The organism is Chloroflexota bacterium (assembly GCA_009840625.1).
Taxonomy (GTDB): Bacteria; Chloroflexota; UBA11872; order UBA11872; family VXNJ01; genus VXNJ01.
Genome location: VXNJ01000010.1, coordinates 115,574 through 138,456 on the forward strand (window position 1 = coordinate 115,574; position 22,883 = coordinate 138,456).

General features: G+C 66.8%; 20 protein-coding genes and 1 tRNA gene. 8 read left to right on the top strand and 13 right to left on the bottom strand.

The genetic code is table 11. The features are described from left to right. Positions 1–44 precede the first annotated feature (44 nt). Positions 45–1,616: an arylsulfatase gene (locus F4X41_06940; protein ID MYB16755.1), complete on the top strand. Its 1,572-nt coding sequence runs from the start codon at positions 45–47 to the stop codon at positions 1,614–1,616. A gap of 69 nt (positions 1,617–1,685) precedes the next feature. On the opposite strand, the gene F4X41_06945 is transcribed toward F4X41_06940, so the two are convergent. After that, positions 1,686–2,000: a hypothetical protein gene (locus F4X41_06945; GenBank protein MYB16756.1), complete on the bottom strand. Its 315-nt coding sequence runs from the start codon at positions 1,998–2,000 to the stop codon at positions 1,686–1,688. Positions 2,001–2,216: 216 nt separating this feature from the next. Here F4X41_06945 and F4X41_06950 point away from each other — a divergent pair, with 216 nt between their 5' ends. The 4 genes from F4X41_06950 (at position 2,217) to F4X41_06965 (ending at position 8,035) form a co-directional block, all read left to right on the top strand. Continuing rightward, positions 2,217–3,857, top strand: coding sequence for an arylsulfatase (locus F4X41_06950; protein ID MYB16757.1), 1,641 nt, complete (start codon positions 2,217–2,219; stop codon positions 3,855–3,857). Between the two features lie 12 nt (positions 3,858–3,869). Next, positions 3,870–4,589, top strand: a complete 720-nt coding sequence (locus tag F4X41_06955) for a haloacid dehalogenase type II (GenBank protein MYB16758.1) — start codon at positions 3,870–3,872, stop codon at positions 4,587–4,589. Between the two features lie 108 nt (positions 4,590–4,697). Further along, positions 4,698–6,569, top strand: coding sequence for an AAA family ATPase (locus F4X41_06960; GenBank protein ID MYB16759.1), 1,872 nt, complete (start codon positions 4,698–4,700; stop codon positions 6,567–6,569). A gap of 272 nt (positions 6,570–6,841) precedes the next feature. Next, entirely contained in the window at positions 6,842–8,035 is a 1,194-nt protein-coding gene (locus F4X41_06965; protein MYB16760.1) for an acetylxylan esterase, read from the top strand. Between the two features lie 28 nt (positions 8,036–8,063). Here the strand turns inward: F4X41_06965 and F4X41_06970 are convergent, their stop codons facing one another. Then, positions 8,064–9,302, bottom strand: a complete 1,239-nt coding sequence (locus F4X41_06970) for a Glu/Leu/Phe/Val dehydrogenase (GenBank protein ID MYB16761.1) — start codon at positions 9,300–9,302, stop codon at positions 8,064–8,066. A gap of 102 nt (positions 9,303–9,404) precedes the next feature. Between F4X41_06970 and glmS the strand changes: the two genes are divergently transcribed. Together glmS and F4X41_06980 are read left to right on the top strand one after the other, a co-directional pair. Then, positions 9,405–11,234: a glutamine--fructose-6-phosphate transaminase (isomerizing) gene (gene glmS / locus F4X41_06975; protein ID MYB16762.1), complete on the top strand. Its 1,830-nt coding sequence runs from the start codon at positions 9,405–9,407 to the stop codon at positions 11,232–11,234. A 367-nt stretch (positions 11,235–11,601) separates the two neighbouring features. Beyond that, positions 11,602–12,888: a hypothetical protein gene (locus F4X41_06980; protein MYB16763.1), complete on the top strand. Its 1,287-nt coding sequence runs from the start codon at positions 11,602–11,604 to the stop codon at positions 12,886–12,888. A gap of 18 nt (positions 12,889–12,906) precedes the next feature. Here F4X41_06980 and F4X41_06985 read toward each other — a convergent pair whose 3' ends face one another. From F4X41_06985 to F4X41_07020, 8 genes are all read right to left on the bottom strand, one after another. Further along, a complete protein-coding gene (locus F4X41_06985) occupies positions 12,907–13,764 on the bottom strand; it encodes an NAD(P)-dependent oxidoreductase (protein MYB16764.1) in 858 nt (285 codons plus the stop codon). A gap of 41 nt (positions 13,765–13,805) precedes the next feature. Further along, a complete protein-coding gene (locus F4X41_06990) occupies positions 13,806–14,414 on the bottom strand; it encodes a threonylcarbamoyl-AMP synthase (GenBank protein MYB16765.1) in 609 nt (202 codons plus the stop codon). Between the two features lie 5 nt (positions 14,415–14,419). Continuing rightward, complete coding sequence (locus F4X41_06995) at positions 14,420–15,229, bottom strand: HAD family phosphatase (GenBank protein MYB16766.1); 810 nt, start codon at positions 15,227–15,229, stop codon at positions 14,420–14,422. 71 nt (positions 15,230–15,300) lie between these two features. After that, on the bottom strand, positions 15,301–16,431 hold the full coding sequence (locus F4X41_07000; protein ID MYB16767.1) for a transporter substrate-binding domain-containing protein: 1,131 nt from the start codon (positions 16,429–16,431) through the stop codon (positions 15,301–15,303). A gap of 10 nt (positions 16,432–16,441) precedes the next feature. Next, a complete protein-coding gene (locus F4X41_07005) occupies positions 16,442–18,262 on the bottom strand; it encodes an MBL fold metallo-hydrolase (protein ID MYB16768.1) in 1,821 nt (606 codons plus the stop codon). 50 nt (positions 18,263–18,312) lie between these two features. Next, positions 18,313–19,614 carry a hypothetical protein gene (locus F4X41_07010; protein MYB16769.1) on the bottom strand — a complete coding sequence of 434 codons (1,302 nt, stop codon included), beginning with the start codon at positions 19,612–19,614 and terminating at the stop codon, positions 18,313–18,315. Beyond that, positions 19,598–20,815, bottom strand: a complete 1,218-nt coding sequence (locus tag F4X41_07015) for a CoA transferase (protein MYB16770.1) — start codon at positions 20,813–20,815, stop codon at positions 19,598–19,600. Before F4X41_07015 ends, F4X41_07010 begins: the two co-directional genes overlap by 17 nt. A 51-nt stretch (positions 20,816–20,866) precedes the next feature. Continuing rightward, entirely contained in the window at positions 20,867–21,130 is a 264-nt protein-coding gene (locus F4X41_07020; protein MYB16771.1) for a ferredoxin family protein, read from the bottom strand. A 74-nt stretch (positions 21,131–21,204) separates the two neighbouring features. On the opposite strand from F4X41_07020, the gene F4X41_07025 reads away from it, so the two are divergent. Further along, positions 21,205–21,492 (top strand): 4a-hydroxytetrahydrobiopterin dehydratase, encoded by a 288-nt coding sequence (locus tag F4X41_07025; protein ID MYB16772.1) that lies wholly within the window; start codon positions 21,205–21,207, stop codon positions 21,490–21,492. 64 nt (positions 21,493–21,556) lie between these two features. Here F4X41_07025 and F4X41_07030 read toward each other — a convergent pair whose 3' ends face one another. The 3 genes from F4X41_07030 to pyrF all read right to left on the bottom strand — a co-directional run bounded on the left by F4X41_07030 (position 21,557) and on the right by pyrF (position 22,791). Further along, complete coding sequence (locus F4X41_07030) at positions 21,557–21,760, bottom strand: hypothetical protein (GenBank protein ID MYB16773.1); 204 nt, start codon at positions 21,758–21,760, stop codon at positions 21,557–21,559. Positions 21,761–21,879: 119 nt separating this feature from the next. Then, a tRNA-Val gene (locus F4X41_07035) sits at positions 21,880–21,953 on the bottom strand. A gap of 19 nt (positions 21,954–21,972) precedes the next feature. Continuing rightward, entirely contained in the window at positions 21,973–22,791 is an 819-nt protein-coding gene (gene pyrF, locus F4X41_07040) for an orotidine-5'-phosphate decarboxylase (protein MYB16774.1), read from the bottom strand. Positions 22,792–22,883 lie beyond the last annotated feature (92 nt).

Here is a 22,883-nt window from a genome sequence, read left to right on the forward strand (position 1 = left end):
ATCAACCGCCCGGTGTCGCGGCCCGGCCCAACATCGTTCTGGTCATGGCCGACGACATGGGCTTTTCCGATATCGGCTGCTTCGGCTCCGAGATCGCCACCCCCAACCTCGATTCGCTAGCGGCCGGCGGGATGCGGTTTTCGCAGTTCTACAACTACGCCCGCTGTTGCCCGACCCGGGCCGCACTCTTGACCGGCCTCTACCCGCACGAGACCGGAATCGGTCACATGGCGATCAACCTTGCGCCGCCCCATTACCAAGGGTTCCTGAACCGAAACTGCATCACCCTGGCCGAAGCCTTGAAGTCGGCCGGGTATTCGACCTATATGGCCGGCAAATGGCATGTCGGCGGGGACTTTCCGATGCGGACCTGGCGCGAGAAAGCCCGCATCGGCGAGGCCGGATATCCGACTCCGCGCCAGCGCGGATTCGACCGCTTTTACGGGATCCTGACCGGCGCGGGCAATTACTTCGACCCGCACACCCTAATGCGCGACGATGAACTCACCGAAATCGAATACGGAGATTACTACCTAACCGACGCGATCGCCGCCAACGCAGCCGACTACATCCGGGCGCACTCCGGGGACAGCCCCTTTTTTCTCTACACAGCCTTTACCGCTCCCCATTGGCCACTGCACGCGCTCGAAGAGGACATAGAACGCTACCGCGGGCGCTACCGGATCGGCTGGGAGGAACTGCGCCAACGTCGCCACGAAGAGCTAAACGGGATGGGAATCCTGTCCGAGACCTGGGATATTTCTCCGCGCGACCCCGCGGCCCCGGCCTGGGAGGACGTATCCGACAAGGACTGGGAAGACGCCCGCATGGCCGTATATGCGGCGATGATCGACCGCATGGACCAGGGAATCGGCAAGATCCTGGATGCGGTGCGCGCATCAGGCCAGTGGGACAACACCCTGATCATGTTCCTCTCCGACAACGGAGGCTGCGCTGAATTCCTGCGAGAAGACGGAATTCCCGACGCCGCCCCGCGGCAGACCCGGCTGGGCGATCAGATCCGGGTCGGCAATCACGCGGGGTTAGTCCCCGGGCCCGAATCGACCTGGCTCAGCTACGACAGGCCCTGGGCCAACGCCTCCTGCACGCCCTTCCGGCTCTACAAGCACTACACCCACGAGGGCGGGATCTCCACCCCGTTCATTGCTCATTGGCCAGGCACCATAGAGCCCGGCGCGATCGGCCACCAGCCGGCCTGGGTCGGAGATTTCATGCCCACGTTTCTGGACGCGGCTGGCGGAAAGTACCCGAGCGAGCACGAAGGCAACCCGATCGCCCCGGTTCGCGGCGAGAGTTTCCTGCCGGCGCTTACTGGAGGATCAATCGGCCGCCAGCGTCCAATCTTCTGGGAACACGAGGACAACCGCGCGGTGCGCCACGGGCGCTGGAAGCTGGTTGCCCACCACGGGCGAGACTGGGAACTCTACGACCTGGCCCGGGATCGCACCGAGCTATGCGACATGGCCGCCGTCAACCCCCGCCAACGCGACTCGATGCTCGACGCCTATCAGCGATGGGCCGACCAGGTCGGGGTCAGCGATTGGAGCCAGTTAATCGCCCTGCCGCAAGCCGCCCGCTACCGCGAGTGGCTTTGACCGGCAATCAAGTCGGCGAGATCAACCGCGCCCGGAAAGTCATTCATCCGGCAGACTCGTCCAATCAAATCAGCGGGGAGCCGGCCGGTCCAGCTTTCTGCGATCGTTCCGCGCCGCCAGCCATGACCGCGCCCCGGCGGCGCCCGCGCCGAGCACGATCACGGATGGCAAGGGGGTTGGAATCGCGGTAAGCAGGGCCACCAAAATCCCCTTTCCGACCGCAACTCCAAGGTCGTCGCGTGGCGACCCCCGCACCTGAATCAGAGCAATCGCGATGCCCAGGGCGGCCCCGACCGGGACCGAAACTACCCAACCCGTTCCCAGCGTCGCGGACGTTGCACCAAAAAGCATGACGTCGACCGCAATTACGCCTGCGGCTGCCACCGGGTGAAGCCCGAATAGTCTCAGCATCGAACCGCCCATGTGCGAGCCATCAGATACCGCCCCTTCCCGGCAACTTGCCAAATTTTCGAAAACCGCGCCCGTAAACCGGGTAGGGCCGCGTTCCGCGCGCTCCCCGATGCCGAAAATGGCACCCGGCGGCACATCCGACATTCAAATACGCTGTCGCAACATGTCCAAGCGGGGGCACTTTCGGTCATGGCCAATCAAAATCCCACCGGCGCCGCGGCCCGGCCAAACATCATCCTGATCATGGCCGATGACATGGGCTACTCCGATATCGGCTGCTTCGGATCGGAGATTGCAACTCCCAACCTCGACGCGCTGGCGGCCGGCGGGATGCGGTTCTCGCAGTTCTACAACTACGCCCGCTGCTGCCCGACGCGGGCCGCCCTGCTGACCGGGCTGGCCCCGCACGAGGCCGGTATCGGACACATGTCGGTCGCGCTGGGGCCGCCCCAGTACCAGGGATACCTGAACCGCAGCTGCGTGACCCTGGCCGAAGCTCTAAAGCCGGCCGGCTATTCCACGTACATGGCCGGCAAATGGCACGTCGGCGGCGACTATCCCTGCAGCACCTGGCGTGACGTGATCCCCAGCATCGGAGACGACTCCCACCCCACGCCGCGGCAGCGCGGCTTTGACCGCTTCTACGGGATCCTGGCCGGCTCGGGCAACTTCTTCGATCCGCATTCCCTGATGCGCGATGACGAGATCTGCGACATTGAATACCCAGGCTACTACTTCACCGACGCCATCGCCGAGAACGCGGCCGCCTTCGTTAGCGAACACTCGGGCGAGAACCCGTACCTGCTTTACGCCAGCTTCACCGCTCCACATTGGCCGCTGCATGCCCTGGAAGAAGACATCGCCCGCTACCGCGGGCGCTACCGGATCGGCTGGGACGAACTGCGCAGGCGGCGCCACGAGGAGCTCAACGGGATGGGAATCCTGTCCGAGACCTGGGACATCACCCCCCGGGATCCCATCGCCCCGGCCTGGGAGGACGTTTCCGACAAGGACTGGGAGGACGCGCGCATGGCCGTGTACGCGGCCCAGGTCGATCGCATGGACCAGGGGATCGGCAAGATCCTGGACGCGGTGCGCGCTTCCGGCCAGTGGGACAACACTCTGATCATGTTCCTGTCCGACAACGGCGGTTGCGCTGAGATGCTCCGCGAAGACGGCATCCCCGACACCGCCCCGGCCCGCACCCGCGACGGACGCGCGGTCAAATCGGGCAACGTTCCCGGACTCATGCCGGGCCCGGAGACCACCTACATGAGCTACGACCTGCCCTGGGCTAATGCCTCCTGCTCTCCTTTCCGGCTCTACAAGCACTACACCCACGAGGGCGGGATCGCCACTCCGTTCGTGGCCCACTGGCCCGACGTGATCGAACCCGGTTCGATCGGCCACCAGCCGGCCTGGGTGGGCGATTTCATGCCCACGTTCCTGGCCGCGGCCGGTCAGCAGTATCCGAGCGAGTACGACGGTAATGCGATCACCCCGGTGCGCGGGGAGAGTTTCCTGCCGGCGCTGTCTGGACAACCGATCGGCCGGGAGCGGCCGATCATCATCGAGCACGAGAACAACTGCGCGGTGCGCGACGGGGACTGGAAGCTGGTCAACCGCCATCCTGGCGGGTGGGAACTCTACGACATGGCCGCCGACCGCACCGAGTTGTGCGACATCTCCGAGTCGAACCCGGCGACGCGCGACCGTCTCGTCGACGCATATTCGCAGTGGGCCCAAGACGTCGGCGTCGGCGACTACGACGCGCTGATCGCATCGCCCCAGGCGGCCCGTTTCCGTCGCTGGACCGAGGACCAGGGTTAGGAGCAAACCGTTGTGAAAGACATTGCCCCGGCGGGGATTCGCGCGCTCACTTTCGACGTCTTCGGCACGGTCGTCGACTGGCGCACGTCGGTGGCCGAAGCCGGCCGCCAGCTGGCCCGTCGCCACGGGATCGACCTTGACGCGAACGAGTTCGCCGAAAAATGGCGCTCGGGTTATTCGGGCAAGCTGGCGGAGGTAAATTCCGGGCAGCGCCCGCGCGAGCGCCTCAACGACCTGCACCGCGAGATCCTGGCCGAGGTCGCCCCCGCGTTCGGACTGGACCACCTGCCGGACGCCGAGTTGGACCGCCTCAACCTGGTATGGCACCACCTGCGCGCCTGGCCGGACTCGGCGCACGGACTCTGGCGGCTGCGCCAGCGCTACCTGGTCTGTGCGTTATCCAACGGCGACAGCGACATGCTCGCCACGATGGGTAAATTCGCCAGACTCGGCTGGGACATGGTGATCTCGGTCGAGATGGCCAACTCCTACAAGCCGGAACCGGCCGCATACAACAAGGCGATCGAACTGGTCGGCGCGCAGCGGCCCGACCAGGTGCTGATGGTGGCCGCGCATGCAAACGACCTGGAGGCGGCCCGTTCCTGCGGGATGCGCACCGCGTTCGTGCACCGTCCAACCGAATGGGGACCGGGCAAGGAGCCCGACGACGGCTCCGGGTTCGACCTCGAGGTGCCCGACCTGGTGGCCCTGGCGGAGGAACTGGGCATCTGAACCGGGAGCCCGGCATCTTTATCTAGAACCTAGAATCGCCCACGGCGCGACCGCGCTCGGCGGTCCCGCGGTTTAAGTCGATAACGCACATCGAGGGTTGGGATAGAGATGGCGGAGGAATACGAAAAGGGCTTGGACATCCGCCAGCGGGCGAGCCTGGCGAATTCGGGTGGATTGATCGACTTCGTCATCGCCAACAAGTACAAGACCGTCCTGTGGCTGGTCGTAACCGTGGCGATGATCACCCTCTGGGTGACGGCCACCGAGACGATGGCCGGAATCTTCCTGACGATCGCCCAGTTCCTGCTTGGCGCGGCGTTCATGATCGTCCAGTTCGCGGCCCTGTTCCTCTTCCTGGGACGCGGCCGGATCTACTGGGTCCAACCCGGTGAAACCGGCGTCACATTCACTGACTACCGCGGCAACGACCAGATCCTGGAGGTCGCGCGCCGGGTCGTGACCATCCTGAGGGGCCAGAGCGACGTGCGCCAGATGGGCGGCACCTACACTGCCGGCCTGCTGCTGGAAGGCCCGCCCGGTTCGGGCAAGAGTTACCTGGCCCAGGCCATGGCTACCGAAGCCGGACTGCCGTTCGCCTACGCCTCCGCACCCGGTTTTTCGAACATGTTCTTCGGCGTCGGCAACCTGCGCGTGATGATGCTCTACTCCAAAGCCCGCAAGATGGCCAAGAAACACGGCGGGGCGATCGTATTCATCGACGAGATCGACGCCATCGGCATGGCCCGCTCGGCGCAGACCTCCGGGCAGGGATCAGGCACCGTCGGGGGCCTTTTCGGAAACCCCGGGATGATGATCCTGAACGAACTCCTGCTGCAGATGGACCCGCCCAATTTCGACAACGACTGGCGGGCCCGACTGCTGCGCCGCCTCGGCCTGAAAAAAGAGCGCGCCACGCCGCCCCCGGTGCTGACGGTAGGGGCAACCAACCTGGCCCATACCCTCGACCAGGCGCTTTTGCGGCCGGGCCGTTTCGACCGCAAGATCCACATCGACTTCCCGGACTTTGACGGTCGCAAGGACATCATCGCCTACTACCTGGCCAAGGTCCGCCACGAGCAGATGCCGCTGGACCGGATGGCCAACGACACCATCCGCTATTCGCCGGTCGGGATCAAGCACCTGGTCAACGAGGCGGTAATCCACGCCCACTTCGACGGGCGCGACGCCATCAACTACGCCGACTTCACGCGGGCCCGCGAGGACCATGAATACGGTCTGCGCGAGCCGATCCGCAACATGTCGCAGGATGAGCGCCGCCGGATCGCCTACCACGAGGCCGGCCACGCCATCGCCCAGGTAAAGCTACTGCCGCACCACCGCATCGCCAAAGTGACGATCATCCGCCACGGCGATGCGCTCGGATTCGCTGCGGCCAAACCGCTCGAGGAGCGCTACACCCTGGTGCGCGAGGAGGCGTTGGCCCACATCCAGATCTCGCTGGCATCGCGCGCCGCCGAGGAGCTTTTCCTCGGAACCCGCATGAGCGGGGTCTCGGGCGACCTGCACCATGCGACCCAGACCGCCTATTTCATGCTCACCCAGTGGGGCATGGACGGTGGTCTTTTCTCCTACGCCCCCTGGGGCGGCGGCCAGCTCGATCCGGAGACCAAGACCCGCATCGAGCAGGTGCTCGAGCAGGAATTTAAGAAATCCAAGACCCTGCTGACGACCTACGCCGGAGCGGTCCACGAGATAGCCGAGGGGCTGCTGGAAAGCGACGAACTGGACGGCCAGGACGTTATCGACATCATCGCCAAGCACGACGACCTGCTGGCATCCGGGCGCGGACCGCGGGTTCTGCCCGAATACGCGCTGATGGGCGCCGGTGGTATTGGCGGTCCGGCACCGCAGCTAATCGCCCCCAACGGGTCCAACGGCGCCAATGGATCAAATGGCTCGGCCGAGCCCGCCGAGGCCGATGCGGCTGACTCGGAAGAAGGGCGCGACCCGCCCCAATAACCGGCCGTCCGCGCCCACGGAGTCCGGCTGCGCAATTGGGCAAGAATGGTTCGTTGCGCCGGCCCGGGCCGGCCGATTCGGTATTGCGCTAGCGGCGCAGCGTGTCGGGGAGGGATGAAACGGTGGCAGAGGCTGGTCAATCCGGGGAACCGACCGGAGCCGAAACGCCCGTATCAGTGCTGGCGCTTGGCGCCTGGTCGCGCCACGGTCGCGGCGCCGAACTCTGGTGGGACCTGGTCTCGCTCAATCCGGACGAGCTTTCCGACTTTTCTATTCACAGTTGTCCCTACGGTTTCAACTTCGACGAGCAAGCCGTTCCGCCGTACGAGCTGCCTGAGCTACTTGAAATGGCCGACGGGGAGAAGGTGGAGACCCCTCAGCAATGGACGGCCCGACGCGCCGAGTTGCTCAATCTGTTCACCGATCAGATGTTCGGCGCAGCCCCGCCGCCCCCCGACAAGGTCCGATTCAGGGTCCTGGAACAGGATGCCAACGCCCTCGGCGGCCTGGCCCACCGCAAGCAGGTAAGGATCGACTTTTCTGCCGACCCGGACGGCCCGGGCATGGAACTTCTGCTCTACACCCCCGCTGGGAACGACGCTCCGGTGGCGACATTCCTGGGCCTTAACTTCCGTGGCAACCATGGAGTGCACGATGACCCGGCGATCCGCCGCCCGAGCGGCTGGGTGCTCCCTACCCCCGACCGGAACGTCGAAGCCCGCGGCCAATCGGCGCCGCGCTGGCAACTGGAGAACGTGCTGCTGCGTGGCTACGGTCTCGCGACCGCCTGCTACGGAGACATAGATCCCGACTTTGACGACGGATTCAAGAATGGAATCCACCGTCTATTCCCACCCCGTACGCCTTCGGATTGGGGCAGCATCGCCTCCTGGGCGTGGGGGCTGAGCCGGGCCCTCGACTACCTCGAGCTGGACGCTGCCGTCGACGCGTCCCGGGTGGCCGTCATGGGCCACTCTCGCTTGGGCAAGACCGCGCTCTGGGCGGGAGTAACCGACGAGCGCTTCGCGCTGGTGATCCCGATCAACTCCGGCGGCTGCGGGGCGGCCCTTTCGCGGCACATTTCCGGGGAAACGGTCGAGATCTGCAACGTGCGATTCCCGCACTGGTTCTGCGGGAACTACAAGGCCTACAACGGACGCGAGAACGAAATGCCGTTCGACCAGCACATGCTCCTGGCCCTGGTCGCGCCGAGACCCGTGTACGTGGCCAGCGGAGAGGACGATGTCTGGGCCGACCCGCACGGTGAGTTCCTGGCGACCCGCGAGGCCGGCCCGGCCTACGAGCTGCTCGGCAAACGCGGGCTCAGGGTAACCGAACGGCCACCGGTCGATGAACCGGTCATGCACGACGTCGGCTACCACGTGCGAACTGGCGGGCACGCCGTCACCGAATACGACTGGCGGTGCTTTCTGGACTTTGCCGACATGCACCTATCCGTCGAGTAGGCTGCCGGTTGGGAATCGCAGCCCGGTGCTAGGGATATACGCCGCGCAGTCGCGCGGCATCGGCGACCCGCCGGACGGCCACCGCCCACGCGGCATCGCGCAGGGTGCAGCCGTCGTCTTCGGCCAACGCCCGCACCTGACGGTAGGCCTGCCGCAAATGGCGATCTAGTTCGGTCACGATCCGTTTGCGGTCCCAGAAGAACTGCTGCAGCCCCTGCACCCACTCGAAATAAGACACCGTGACTCCACCGGAGTTGGCCAGTATGTCGGGCAGCACGGTAATTCCGCGCTCGCGCAGGATCCGATCGCCTTCAAAGTCGACCGGGCCATTGGCGCCCTCCACGATCAGACCCGCGCGAACTGACTCGCTGTTGTCGGCGTGAATCTGGCCCTCCAGGGCGGCCGGGAGCAGCAGGTCCACGTCCAGGGCCAGCAATTCGGCATTGCTGATGGCATCCGAACCGTCAAGGCCGGGCACCATTCCCGCCTCGGCCATGTGCCGCTCCAGACGGTCCACGTCGATTCCGCGCGGATCGTAGATCCCGCCTTGCACATCGCTGATTGCCACCACCTTGAATCCGCCGGCCGAAAACTGCCGGGCAGCGCCGAACCCGACGTTGCCGGCGCCCTGGATGGCCACCGTCATCCCGTCGCCGCACTTTCCGTTGCTGGCCAGGTGCTCGCGGGTGCAGTGCAGGATTCCCAGCGGGGTCGCCCCCGCCCGGCCGACCGACCCGCCCACTTCGACCGGTTTCCCGGTCACGACCGCCGGAACGGAGTAGCCACGGTGCATGGAGATCGTGTCCATGATCCAGGCCATCACCTGGGCGTCGGTCCCCACGTCGGGCGCCGGGATGTCCATTTCCGGCCCGATGAGCGGGATTATTTCGGTAGCGTAACGGCGTGTCAGGTTTTCGAGCTCGACCTTCGAGAGCCGAGCCGGATCGACCGCCACGCCGCCCTTGGCGCCGCCGAAGGGCAAGCCCACGAGTGCGCATTTCCAGGTCATCAGCATGGCCAGCGCCCGCACCTCGCCCGCGTCGGTCTCAGGGTGGTAGCGTAGTCCGCCCTTGGCCGGTCCGAGGAAGATGTTGTGATGAACCCGATAACCGCGGAACACCTCTACGGTCCCGTCGTCCATCTCGACCGGGAAATTCACGGTCAGTTCGCGCTTAATCGCGCGCAACCTGCGCCGCAGGTTCTCGTCCAAATCGATGCGGTCGGCCGCCGCATCAAACTGCGCCAGTGCAGATTCAAGCGGACCCATCGTCCACCTCCCCCTAACCCCGTTGTTAGTTGGTAATACGAGTTTAGATTTTTAATGGGTTTACCCGCGGTCTCCGCCAGCTTCGCAAGGACCTGATCCAGGGTGTGTGGAATAGTCGGTTACTGCGGCCCGCAGGCGGCTGCGCCGGTCGTGATAGAAGGCCTGCGGCGGCTCGAATACCGGGGCTACGATTCGGCCGGAGTGGCTTTTCCCAACGGATCCGATCTGCAGGTAATTCGGCGGGTCGGCAAGCTGGCGAACCTGGTGGCGGCGGTACACGAACAGCCGATCGCCGCCAATTCCGGAATCGGGCATACCCGCTGGGCCACTCATGGACGGCCCAACATCCCCAACGCCCATCCGCACACCGACAGCAGCGGCCGGGTGGCGGTCGTGCACAACGGAATCATCGACAACTTCCGGCCGTTGCGCGCCGAGCTGGCCGAGGAAGGCGTAGTTTTTGCGTCCGAGACCGACACCGAGGTAATCGTCCACCTGATTGCGCGCGAGCTGCGGCAAGGAGCCGGATTCGCCAGGGCGGTGCAGCGCACCACCGCCCGCCTTTCGGGGAGCTTTGCGTTCATCGCACTCTGGGCCAGCGAGCCGGACGTGATCATGGCCGCGCGCCAGTACAGCCCGCTGGCGATCGGGGTCGGCGAGGGCGAGAACCTCATCGCCTCCGACGTTCCCGCGTTGATCCCCCACACCCGCCGAATAATGCACCTCGAAAACGGCGACGTCGCCCGGATTAGCCGCTCCGCGATCGAAGTCTGGGGGCCCGACGGGCCGGTCCGGCGTGAAATCTCCCACGCCCCCTGGACCCCGGCCCTGGCCGAGCGCGGCACATACCGGCACTTCATGCAGAAGGAGATTTTCGAGCAGCCGCGGGCCCTGGCCGACACGCTCCAGGGACGGATACTGGCCGGCCGGTCCCGTGTCGAGCTCGGCGGCCTGGCCGAACTCGCCGTGCCGCCGGCCGAGATCGAGCGGGTCCTGCTGCTGGCCTGCGGAACCTCGCTGCACGCCGCCCTGGTCGGCCGGCATTACCTGGAGAACATCGCCGGGGTGCCGGCCGAGATCGAAAACGCGGCCGAATTCCAGCACCGACCGGTCCCGCCCGGTTCCCGCACCCTGGTGGTGGCGGTTTCCCAGTCCGGCGAAACCTTCGACACCCTGCAGGCGGTTGCGGCGATTGATGGCGAGCCCGCCCTGCTGGCGTTGACCAACGTTCCCGGGTCGTCGCTGGCCCGCGCCGCCCAGGCCACGATCAGCACCCGCGCCGGGCCGGAAATCGGGGTCGCCTCGACCAAGACCTACGTCGCTTCGATGGCGCTGCTGTACCTGCTGGCGGTCTCGCTTGGACAGGCCCGCGGCCATCTCGCCAAAGAAGACGCCGCCCGGCTCCTCCAGGACATCGCCGAACTCCCCAAGCAGCTTGACCGGCTGCTGGAGCTGGACCGCCAGGCCGAGCAGATCGCCCATCCCCTTGAGAGGGTCGAGCACGTTTTCTTCATCGGCCGCGGCACCATGCACGCCACCGCCCTGGAGGGGGCCCTGAAACTCAAGGAGCTCAGTTACATCCATGCCGAGGGTTACCCCGCCGGCGAGCTCAAACACGGACCGATCGCCCTCATCACCCATCGCGTGCCGACCGTGGTCCTGGCGCCTTCAAACGACATGCGATCCAAGATGATCTCCAACCTCGAGGAGGTCAAGAGCCGCGACGGGCCGGTCCTCGCGCTTGGCACCGCGGGCGACGGCGAATTGGCCCGCCGTGCCGACTGGATGTTTGAGTTGCCGGAACTGCCGAGGTTGCTCAACCCCATCGGTTACGTCCTGCCGCTCCAGCTCCTGGCCTATCACATTGCCGTGCGCCGCGGCTGCGACGTCGATCAGCCCCGCAACCTGGCCAAGACCGTAACGGTTGAGTAAAGCCGAAGCCGGTCGCCGAATCCCGCCCGGGAGCGGCCGCAGACGCCTGCTCCGGGCCGCCGTCCTGCTATCGGTTTTTTGCCTGCTGACGGCCTGTGGCGAGCCGTCGCCGCCGCCGAGTCCGGACCCCGGACCGGCTGCCGCACCGGTCGCCCCGACGACCGCAGGCGGCGGCGATCCCAATCGACCCGGCGCCCAGCCGACTGTTCCGGCGACCACCCCCACCGCGCCCGCAACACCCGGTCCCGAGGCTGCCGACGAACCGTTGCCGGACGGCGCGGAGTCCGCGGAAGGCACGGCCCGGCAACCTCCGCAGGCAACATGCAGCACCCAGGTACCGACGCCGTGCGAATTTGCAATCCGGCAGGTGGAAGTCCGCAGCGCCGGCGGCCGGATCGTCGAACTCAGCGTCGAGATCGCCGATTCGCCCGAACTCCGGTCCCGCGGCCTGATGTTCCGCAGCACGCTCGGCGATGACGAGGGCATGCTGTTCGAATTTTCCAGCGACACCAGCGGCGGATTCTGGATGCGCAATACGTACCTGGGCCTCGATATCGCCTTCCTTGACGCCGACGGAGTCGTCCTGACGGTCCTGCCGGGCGAACCCGAGAGTCTCGAGTCCATCAACCCCGGGCAACCCTACCGGTACGCGCTCGAAGTCAACCGCGGCTGGTTCGCAAGCATGGGATTTGGCCCCGGCGACCGGGTGACGGTCGGTGGAGTGCCGCCGCCGGAACCGCCGCTGCCGACACCGGCACCGACTGCGATTCCGATTGAACCGGGTGCCGCCGCGCTGCTCAATGAGCTCGACGTTAAACCCGAACACGACGCCGAATACGACCGCGACGACTGGCCGCACTGGAGCGATCTCGACCGCGACGGCTGCAACACCCGCTGCGAGGTACTGGCGGCCGAACGTCTTCCCGACGGCAGCTGGTATTCGGTGTTTGACGGGCGCTCCACCACCGTCGCACGCGAATTCGACATCGACCACCTGGTCCCGTTGGCCGAGGCGCACGAGTCAGGCGGCTGGGAGTGGGACCGCTCGACCAGTCAGCGTTTTGCCAACGACGAGACCTACGCCCACTCGCTGATCGCGGTCTCGGCGTCATCCAACCGCTCCAAGGGCAAAAAGGACCCGGGCGAATGGTTGCCTCCCGATGCGGGCAGCCACTGCTTCTACGCCGATGCCTGGGTCCGGGTCAAGCACCGCTGGTCGCTGAGCGTGGACGTAAACGAGTTGATCGCGCTGGGGCGCATTCTGACTAATTGCCCGGAAACTGGCCCCACCCCGGAGACCCCGACTCAAGAAACGACCGCCACCCGGCCGCCGCCGGATGCCGAGCCGCCGGCTGTCGACAACGCCGGCGCGCTATCCCTGGCCAGCTGCGACGCCGGCGGTGAATTGGTGGTCATCACCGGGCCGGCCGGGTTTGAGCTGGCGGGCTGGACTATTTCCGACGAGGGAAGGCGCAACGAACACACGTTTGCACCCGGTACCCAGATCCCGGCTTCGGGGTCGCTGGTGGTCGCATCCGGCCGCGCCAGCGGCGACGTCAAACCCTGGGGAGGACGCAACGTCTGGAACAACGACGGTGACACCGCAACCCTTGATGGCCCGGACGCCGCCCCGGTTTCGCTGCCCTGCACCTGACCGCGGCCGGGGCCGCAGCTATTTGAGGCGCGACCGCCAATTCACGCCGGCCTGCCAGCCCAGCAGGTCCATCGCCCGCTGCGAGCTGATGACCGCCACGTTGGCCGGATGGGGTCCACCCCGAAGGGTTGCCTCGGGATAGTGCTCCGCCATCAATTCGGCGGTCGGCTCGTCCATGTACGTATCCGGGGCCGTGGCGTACACCGCATGGGTCCCCCGGAGGGGCGCTTCGATCGCCGCGAGCAGGGCATCGGCAGCGTCTTCGACCGCAACGTAGGACCAGAGCTGGTGCGCCCCCAAACCGGTGGCGGGCCGCAGAGGGGCTACCACCTTTTCCCAGGCGTCGGCGTAGATGATGCGGCAAAAGCGAAAGCTGACCGAGTCAATCTCACAGCGACGCTGGTAGGCCTGGGCAATCTGTTCGGCGGCCAGCTTGCTTAGGCCGTAACCGTCCTGGGGGCGCAACGGATGGTCCTCGGTAATCGGGTACCAGTCCGGTCCGTGGCGCCGATAGGCAAAGCTGAACCCCAGGGTCGACTCGCTCGAAGCCTGCGCCACGCGCCCGATCCCGAGCAGGCGCGCCGCCTCGAAAACGTTCATCGTCATGCGCGTGTTCCGACCGTATACCTCGGGGGCGGAGTCCCACCGCGGGTGCGTTATCGCAGCCAGGTGAATCACGGCTTCGGCCCCGTCGAGTGCCGCGGTCACCTGTCCCAGGTCGCAAACGTCGGCGCGGCGCAATTCGGCGCCCGAACCGACCCGCAGCAGCCGCTGCAGGTCGCTGTCGACCGCGATCGGGGTGTGCCCGCGCGCGGCGGCGTGGGCGCAGACTACCTCGCCAACCCGGCCGGCGCCCCCCGTGACTGCGATATTCATTTCATGGTCCTCAAATTCCGAGCGGGCGTCCCGGCCTCAGATTAGGGTTCGGCGGCTAGGGCCGGCCAGATTGCGCGCAGCTCGGCGCCGGCCAGCGCCCCGACCCGCCGGATCCGCGGCGGATCGACCGTCAGGTCAACCACGCTGGAGGGCTCCCCTAGCCGGCACCGGCCGGGCAGGATCCAGTCGACCACCGAACCCAGCTCGGCCCGCACCGCCGACGGCGAAGTCAGCGCCGGGCTGCCGCTGCGATTGGCGCTGGTGCCGATGATCCCGGTCGGGAGCCGATCGAGCAGGGCCAACAGGTCCCCGTGGTCTGGCACCCGCAGGCCGATCACGCCACCGGGGGCCACCACCGCATCGATCGGGGATGCGGTCGGTAAGAGCAGAGTCAAGGGCCCCGGCCAGAACGCCCCCGCGAGCTCTGCGAATCCGGGGCGGGCCAGTCCGAGGGCAAGCGCTCGCCGGCGATCGGCCACCAGGACCGGCATGCCCCGGCCCGGATCGCGGCCCTTGATCTGCAGGATCCTCGCCACGCCTTCCGTCCGGTCGATGCGGGCCCCCAATCCGAAAACGGTATCGGTCGGGTAGGCGATCACGCCGCCGGCCTCCAGCAGGGCGACACCGCGGTCCAGGTCGGCACCCGGCATCCCGTTCAGCCCAGTACGAAGCGCTCGATCGCCACCGCGACGCCGTCTTCCTCGTACGGCGCGGTAACGAAATCGGCCGCCGCTTTGGTCTCCGGCGCCCCGCTTCCCATCGCAACCCCGAACCCGGCCGCCTTGACCAGCGGCAGGTCGTTGAGGTTGTCACCGATCCCCATGATCTGGCTGATCGGGATGTCCATGATCTGGCTGAGTCTGGCGAGAGCATCGCCCTTGTCCACCTGCCCGTCGATTGCCTCGACCAAGCGAGGGTGCGAACGGGTGATGTTTATCTCTCGGGGAACGGCCTCGACGAGCCGTCCGACCAGCTGGCGCGAATCGCCGCTGTCGGTTACCAGGACCAGTTTGACCAGGTCCCGGTCCAGCCAGGCGCCAAGGTCGCCCACCAGCCGGGGTTCGATCCCGGAAAGCCGGCAATAAAAGCGACCCTCGGCGGTCAGTTCGGCCATGTAGAGTTCGTCGCCGGCAAACGCATTCACATGCACCCGATGCCGTCTGGCGAACTCGATCACCGCGGCGGCGTGCCGTTGACCCAGTAGCCGCTCGTGCAGGACCGCCCCCGACGCCGGGTCGCGGATCTGGGCCCCCTGATAGCAGATCACTGGTGCGGTGAGTGAAAGCTCGTCGACGAATTTGAGCGCCGAGCGGAACATCCGCCCGGTCGCGATCACAACTTCCACCCCTTCGGCACGGGCCGCCTCGATGGCGCCTGCGACGCGCGGGGAGACTTCGTTGCGGTCGTCGACCAGGGTTCCGTCGAGATCTATCGCCACCAGGCGGATGGGATCTTGGGGTGACATGGGCAGGTTGCGGCTCCGGGGCTGGTTGCTGGGCGCGAAAGCGACCGGGAAATTTTGCCCGAGCCGGATCCCTAGCGGACCGGCCCCGGGTAGTGCAGTCCGCCGTCGCGGTACAGGCCGTTCCACCCTCGGGCCACCCCCAGACGGCCCAGATTCCGCTCGAAGATCTCGCCGTAGTTGCCGACCTGCGAAACCGCCTGGTAGAACGCGTCGTGCGGGATTCCCATCGCCGATTGCATCTCGGACGGGCCGACCCCGAACAGGCGCGCCAGATCAACGCCGGCATCGATCAGGGCCAGGTCCAGGTTCTGCGAGTTAATGCCATGCTCCTCGGCGATCAGCAGCGCGAACAGGGTCCAGCGCACCGCGTCGGCAAAGCGCGACTGGCCATCCTGAACGGCCGCCGCCAGCGGCCGCACCGTGAGCGACCTGGTTGGGAACAGGGCCCAGTCGGCCCCCTCGGGGCTGGCCGCCATGGCCGCTATCAAGTCCGAGCTGTCGTTGGTGACGGCGTCGCAGTTGCCGGCCGCGAACTCGGCCAGCGCCGCCGCGGCCGTCAGCTGCGAGCTGAGCCGGATTCCCTCGGCGGCCGCCGCGATCCGCCGCTCGGCGTCCGAGCCGGCATGCACGCAAACTACCGCTCCGGCCAGATCGGCCAGGTCGCTGGCCGCCGAGTAGCCACGCGCGGCGTGGCCCAGCAGCTGTTGGCCGTCGAAGTAGAGCGGGGCGGCGAAATCGAGCCCGGCCTGCACATCCGCGCCCTGGGTGAGCGCCGTACCGGCCAGGAGCACGTCGACCCGTCCCTCGGCGAGCGCGTCCAGCGCGTCGTCCCCGCCAAGCGGAACCAGGTCCAGTGCCCCGCGGTTGCCCAGCAGGGCGGCGGCCAGGGCGCGGCAGAAGTCCACCTCCAGCCCGTCGTATGCCCCGTCGTCCCCGGGGCTTGCGAAACCGGGCCGGGAATCGCTGACGCCGCAGCTGAGGCGACCGCGGTCAAGCACCAGCTCCAGTCGCTCCGGCTTCGGGGCAACCGTCGGCGGCGGGGGCGAAGGCAGGGTCGCAACCCGCCGTACGGTCTCCGCCCCGCCCAGATCACAACCGGCCAGCAGCAGCACGGCCAGGATCGCCGCGCCGGCAGCGACCCGGCCCGGCCGCCCAACACTTGCCAAGCGCCGTTGCACCGGGCGTCGCATTGGCCCGAACATCAGCGGCCGGTCAGTCGTTGGCGGACACGCTGATAAGGCTCTCGGCCTCCTGGCCGAACCGCCGGCCGGCCAGAGTCAGGTCGTACGTGGCCACCCGACGCCGCGCCGGCGCGGCGTCGGCCGCGACCCTGAGGCGCAGCTGCAGGCGGACCGACTCGCCTTCCCGGAGACTGCCCTTGATGCGGTCCGGAGTGAACGCCCAGCCTTCCGGCGGATTGGGGCGGATGTCGAATTCGGCCGCGTGCGCACAGTGGTTGGTCAGATGGACTTCCAGCTCCACTTCCTCGCCGGCGGACGCGAACGCCCAGTAAGGACGGACGAAGAAAAACTGCGGATCGAGCGCGAAGTTGACCTCGTCGGGATCGACAACCAGGTCTTTGAATGCACGTTCGAGATCGATGGTCTTTGCCATCAGCTCGTCCAGTTGCTCGTGATCGACCGACAATGCCCCGGAATGTCCGGTCAAAAGCAGCTGCGGCGAGTACTCTGACAGCGCCCGCAGGGTCGGCCGGAAGCTCCCGACGTTGTAGCGGTTGCGGTAGATCGGACCGCCCAGCCGCGGCCCGGTCTGCGAGCCCAGGATGTTATCGCCGGTGAGCGCGTAGCGGATATTGTCGGCGGAGAAAAACACTTGGCTGGCGTAGTGGGTGTGGCCGGGGGCGTGGAAGGCCTGCAGCCGGTAACCTTCCCACTCGAATTCCTCGCCGTCTTCGAGCACGCGGTCGACCCGGATAGGTTCGCGCATAAGGCAGGGCAGGTTGTAGCGCAGGGGGTCGGAGATGATCGGGGCGAACACCCGGTGCGCCCAGACCTCGACGCCGTAGCGCTCCTGCAGGAATGGGATTCCGGCCACGTGGTCGTCGTGGTAGTGGCTGGGGATCACGGCGTCGATTTTTTCGACTCCCGCGACCTCTTTCAACTGCTGCAAGGAGTGATCGCCAAAGCGGCTTAAGGGAAAGCCGTGGTCGGTGCTGGGAAATCCGTAGTCCAGCAGCAGCGCCCGCCCGTTGTCGGACACCAGTGCGTAGAAGTTGGATTCACTGTTGCGGTTGGCCCAAACATGCTCGGAAATCGGCCGCATATAGTGGCCGGTCGAGATCTGCGGCTCGCGCGGAACCTCGGGAGTGTGTTTGGCGACGTTGTAGAGCTGGGTCAGGTTGGTCCGCAGCAGTTCGATAGCTCCGGCCGGATCGTCCATCGCCTCGCCGTGTGATGGAAGCAGCTGGTCGGGCCGGCCCCGGGCCAGCGTGCGCAGCGAGACCGCGGCCGCGTTTATCCCGTCAAGCTCGTTGTAGCCCCATTGCAGGTCATGGATCCGGTGCACTTTGCCGGGCGCGGCGATCAAATCGCCGCAGAAGGCCACCCGGCGACCGTCAATCTCGGCCAGCAAGCTGATCGATCCCTTGGTGTGCCCGGGGCTGGGGAGGACCTCGAAAGAGTACTCGCGCCAGCGGAAGTATTCGAAATCGGGCAGCCGGGCGTGGGCCGGCAACGATTCGGCCAGGGTCTGGAATTCCGACTGCATCTCGTAGTTGGATACGGTGCGCTTGTGGCGCCAGAAGCTCCCGGCGTAATTGAGAAATGAAATCTCGCGGCGCGGCACCGCGATCCGGGTGTCGGTGCCGTCCAGTCGCCAGTCGCCCTGACACTGGTCGCGGTGATGGTGCGTGTGCAGGACCCACTCCAACTGATCAACCCCGGCCCCGGCCAATTCGCCGAGGATTTCACCGGACCCAAAATCGATCGCCAGGGCGGCACTTCCGCTAACGACCAAGTAGACGTTGCAAGTGTCGCGGTAGCGATAGAGGTGGGGCGAGAGTTGTTCGAGCACGGTCTGGATAGGGGAGAGGGGTGATCGATTCAGGGGATCGATCCAATTCTCTATCGCGGGCTTTGCGCCACCGTCCGCTCGAACCGCCCCAGCAGTTCCTCTACCGGTTGAATTCCGAGCGCCAGCGCTCGGTGGGTCACGCCCGCCAGCGCCCCCAGCACCGGTCCCAAAGCCATGCGCCAGTCATAAAGTCGCAGCTGCGGGTCCAGCAGCGGGCCCAGATTGGCGTCTTCGCCGGCTAGGTCGGCCAACGCCGAAACATCAGTCGGCAGCAAGTTCCCGGCCTCCGCCACGGCGGCGCTGATCGCGTGCAGGTCCAGGTCGGCCAGGGCTTCGAGTCCGGCCCCGCCTGATCCCGCCGGCACTGCCAGCCAGAGTTTCCCTCCCCCTTCGAGGGCGCCCAACCCATGCGGCGGCGGCGCGGTCGCCAGCCGCCCCTGCAGGGGCGTCCCGCGAATCAGCCGTCGGACCCGCCGCCAGTCTTCCAGCCCGCTGGCCGCCGCTCCGGCCGCCAGCGCGCTGAGCGGCCATTCAGTGCGTGGGTGGTCGCGCCGGAAGGCGATGCCCGGGTCGGCGAACAGCGATCGGAAAAACCCGGATCCGCGGCGCGAGTAGCAGCCATCCGGACCGCAATCGGGGCCGGCGAACAGCAGCCAGCGCGGATCATGCACCGCCGGTGTCAGATCGATGCCGGCAAACCGCACGAAGCGCTCGTCGTGACGGGCAAGGTCCGCGGCCGCCGAGCGCCAAGCGGGCAGGTCCGCGGGCGGCGGGAGAAGGTCGTGCCGGTAGGTAAACAGCTTCGCCGACATCGCGAGCGGCAGCGCCGCGGTGCTCTGATCCGGTGCGTTGCCGGTCGCCAGCGCGGCGCGATGCCAGCTGGATCGTCCGGATCGGACCGTCCCCGGCGGCAGCACGGCCAGCGCGCCCGTGGCCGCCAGCGCGGCCGGATAGGTTGGGGAAACCAGGTCGGCGGCCGCGGCCGCCCCGTGGAGCTGGTCGATCGCCGTCGCCGCGGTGGGGGTTATCGACGCCTGCCAGCGGGTCCCGTCGAGGCTCTCCGCCAAGGCCCCGAGCGGACGGGCGGGCCAGGATAGGGCGAGTTCCAGTTCCAGTACTACCGGCCGGGGTTCGGACACCTCGATTGCCAGCGGCGTTGGCGGCGGGCCCGGCGTCGCGGGCGGAGCCGGCGCTGGCCGGAGGATCGGTGGCGAAGGGGTCGGCGAGGGCGGTTCCGTGGCCGCTGCCGGGGCGGACCGACCCGGACCGTCGCAGGCGGCCAACGCGACCGCCGCACTGGCTCCCAGCATCTGCAGCAGCCGGCGGCGGGCGAGCTTAATTTCGGTTGCCACCGCCGTCACCGGCCACGGCGCCGTCAAGTAGTTCGCGCAGCGCTCTGGCATCGAAGTCGGCCAGTTCGGACAGCACGCTCGCGGTGTGTTCGCCTAGTGTCGGCGCCCGTTCCGCCACCGCCCGGTCGAATCCCCTGGCTCGCAATGGCGTGCCCGGAATGGTGATCGCGTCGGCTTCTCCGTCTAAGTGCAATTGGGTCAGCATCCCGCGCTCGCGCAGGTGCTCGTCCGCCAGCAGGTCCGAGATCTGGTTCACCCGCGCTGCCGGAATCCCGGCGGCCAGCAGCCGTCTTTCCCAGTCCGCGGTCGTGCCGGTCGCCAGCCGCGATTCGATCGCCAGCGCCAGCTCGGCCTGATTGCGCGTCCGCAGGGCGTTGCTGGCAAAACGCGGATCTTCGGCGACCCGGCCGGCATCCAGGGCTTGGCACAGGCGCTCGAACAGGGCGTTGTTTCCGCAGGCGATCGCGATCGGCCCGTCGGCCGCAGCGAAGGTGCTGAACGGGGTGATCGATGGGTGGCGGTTGCCGAGCGGGGAGGGGTTTTGGCCGCTGGCCTGGAAGCGCGCCAGGGCGTTTTCCAGCACCGCGAACACCGAGTCGAGCATGCCCAGGTCGATCCAGGTGCCGCGGCCGGAGGAGCGCCGCTGCAGCAGCGCCGCCAGGACCGCGATTACCCCGTAAAGGGCCGGAACTAGGTCCCCGAGCGACGCCCCCACTCTGGTCGGCGGCCCGCCTTCCGGTCCGGTGATGCTCATTAGCCCGCTCAGCGCCTGCACGATTACGTCGTAGGCGCCGCGGTCCGCATACGGTCCGGTCTGCCCGAAGCCGGAGAGCGAAAGGTACACCAGGGCCGGATTCCGGGCCGCCAGGTGCTCGTACCCCAGACCCAGGCGCTGCATTGTCCCCGGCCGATAGTTTTCGACCAGGACGTCGGCCCGGCCGGCCAGCGTCTGGGCGGCGGCCCGGGCGCGCGGGTCCTTCAGGTCCAGGCTCACGCTTTCCTTGCCGCGGTTGACGCTGGCAAAGTACAGGCTCTGTTCGTCCCGGAACGGACCCATGCCACGGGCCTCGTCGCCACCCAACGGTTCGACTTTGATTACCCGGGCGCCCAGATCACCGAGCGTCATCGTGCAGAACGGCCCGGCCAGGACCCGTGAAAAGTCCAGCACCAGCACGCCGTCTAAGAACTTGTCGGCGCCCACTCTGCTAGCCCCGTTCGGGGCGCCTAGCCGACTCGGTAGGGCGGGGAGTCCCTATTCGGACTTGAAGTAGTCGGCATTGACCTGCAGCCACTCGGCTTTGTCGTCGGGCAGATCAAAGTCGGGGTAGATTGCCTCCACCGGGCACGCGGGCTCGCAGGCTCCGCAGTCGATGCACTCGATCGGATCAATGTAGAGCATTTCCGCCGATTCGAATTCATCCTCGTCGGTCCGCGGATGAATGCAGTCGACCGGGCAAACATCGACGCAGGAGGCGTCTTTGGTGCCGATGCAGGCGTCGGTGATGATGTAGGTGATTCGGGGTGCTCCTCGCCGGCTTTTAAGCCGCCCTTGTGCGCCGCCCGGATTTTACAAGCGAAACAGGATTGCCGATGCCCGACTTACTGACCCCTGAACAACTGGCCGAGCGCCTAAAGGACGCCCCCGATTGGAGCGTTGCCGACGGGCAGATCGCGCGGGAATTTACCCTTGCGACATTCGTGGCCGCGATCGAATTCGTCGGCGGAGTGGCCGCGATCGCCGAGCGCCTAAATCACCATCCGGATATCGACATCAGATACCGGCGGGTCCGGATCGCGGTCAGCACGCATAGCGCCGGCGGCTTGACTGAATTGGATTTCGAATTGGCCGCCCAGGTCGACCGGCTCCAAGACGATTGAGGTTCGCCGGCCTCCTGCCGGGCGTCCGCCCGGGAGCTTCCCTCCCGGACGCCGGCCGCGACGCTTAACGCTTCTTGCGCAGGATCGGCAGTCCGGTGCGGGCGTTTTCAGTCACTTCGTAGCCGGCGGGCAGGGCATCAATGGCGTTGGGGCGGGCATCGCCAGCGAAATAGTAGATGGTCTGCATCCGACCCCCGTTCAGCTCGACATCCCGCGAATGCAGGAAGTAGGTCTTGCCTGATTTGTTGCTGACGACGGAGTAGGCCACGTTATACCTCAATGCCATAGGCGGGTTAGAGACTGCACAGCAGAAAAGCTGTTGAAGTTTAGTTGGAAGACTGTTCCGATTCGCGTGTTTTCGCGAAAAGAATGTAGCAGCCTGCTCGGTGGGCGCAACAGGACTTGAACCTGTGACCTCCACGATGTCAACGTGGCGCTCTGGCCAGCTGAGCTATGCGCCCTTTGCAGTGCGGCAAAAGTCTACAAACCCGTAAGGGCGGAGTTGATCCGGTCGCGCATGCTCTGGGCGGCCGTCGCCGCCGCGGACGCAAAGTCGGGACCCGAACCCGCGTAGATGATGCTGCGGCTGGCGTTAATCAGCGTCGGCGGGGGACCAAGGTCTGCGGCCAATGCATCGAGCGAGGCCGCCAGATCGCCGCCCTGGGCGCCGATTCCGGGCAAGAGGACCGATAGCCGGGGGGCCGCGCGGCGCGCATTGCGCAACGAGTCGACATCGGATGCGCCCAGCACCAGCCCGCAGTTGTCGTGCACGTTGGCGGCGGCGGCCTGGCGCGCCAGTTGCAGATAAATGGGTTCGGCCGTATCGCCGGCCAACTGAACCGACCCGCCGCCCGGGTTGGAAGACCGGCAAACCATAAAGACTCCGCGCGCCGGGTCCAGGCCGAGGCCGGCTACCGCTTCCCAGCCCATGTAGGGGGAGGCGGTTACCGCGTCGAATCCAAATGCGTCGCGGGCGCGCGCGTAGCCGGCCATCGTGCTGCCGATGTCGCCCCACTTGGCATCGCCGATCAGGAGTCGGTCGGGCCCGACCCGCTCGCGCAGGCTTTCCAGCAGCCTCGCCCCTGCGGCGCCCATGGCCAAGTAGAAACCCAGATTCGGTTTAAATGCGCAGGCAAATCCGGCAGTGGCATCGATTACCGCTAAGACGAATCGCTCCACCCCGCCCGCGTCGGCCGGCAGGTCAGCCGGCAGGCGTTGCGGATCGGGGTCCAAGCCCACGCACACCAATGAATCGACGCTGCGGTTCAGAGCCGCCAGGCGCCGGTTAAACGGGCCCATTGCGGCCCCCGTGGCACTTTTTCGTCACCACGTCCTCGAATCTCAATCGCCCGCAAATCCCTTTGCAATTGACCGCGGCCAAATTAAAGCCC

Bases quoted from the DNA above. Each gene is read 5' to 3' on its own strand.
- F4X41_06940 (MYB16755.1), top strand. From the start codon at position 45: ATGGCCGACGACATGGGCTTTTCCGATATCGGCTGCTTCGGCTCCGAG.
- F4X41_06950 (MYB16757.1), top strand. From the start codon at position 2,217: ATGGCCAATCAAAATCCCACCGGCGCCGCGGCCCGGCCAAACATCATC.
- F4X41_06960 (MYB16759.1), top strand. From the start codon at position 4,698: ATGGCGGAGGAATACGAAAAGGGCTTGGACATCCGCCAGCGGGCGAGC.
- F4X41_06970 (MYB16761.1), bottom strand. From the start codon at position 9,302: ATGGGTCCGCTTGAATCTGCACTGGCGCAGTTTGATGCGGCGGCCGAC.
- F4X41_06985 (MYB16764.1), bottom strand. From the start codon at position 13,764: ATGAATATCGCAGTCACGGGGGGCGCCGGCCGGGTTGGCGAGGTAGTC.
- F4X41_06990 (MYB16765.1), bottom strand. From the start codon at position 14,414: ATGCCGGGTGCCGACCTGGACCGCGGTGTCGCCCTGCTGGAGGCCGGC.
- F4X41_06995 (MYB16766.1), bottom strand. From the start codon at position 15,229: ATGTCACCCCAAGATCCCATCCGCCTGGTGGCGATAGATCTCGACGGA.
- F4X41_07000 (MYB16767.1), bottom strand. From the start codon at position 16,431: ATGTTCGGGCCAATGCGACGCCCGGTGCAACGGCGCTTGGCAAGTGTT.
- F4X41_07025 (MYB16772.1), top strand. From the start codon at position 21,205: ATGCCCGACTTACTGACCCCTGAACAACTGGCCGAGCGCCTAAAGGAC.
- pyrF (MYB16774.1), bottom strand. From the start codon at position 22,791: ATGGGCCCGTTTAACCGGCGCCTGGCGGCTCTGAACCGCAGCGTCGAT.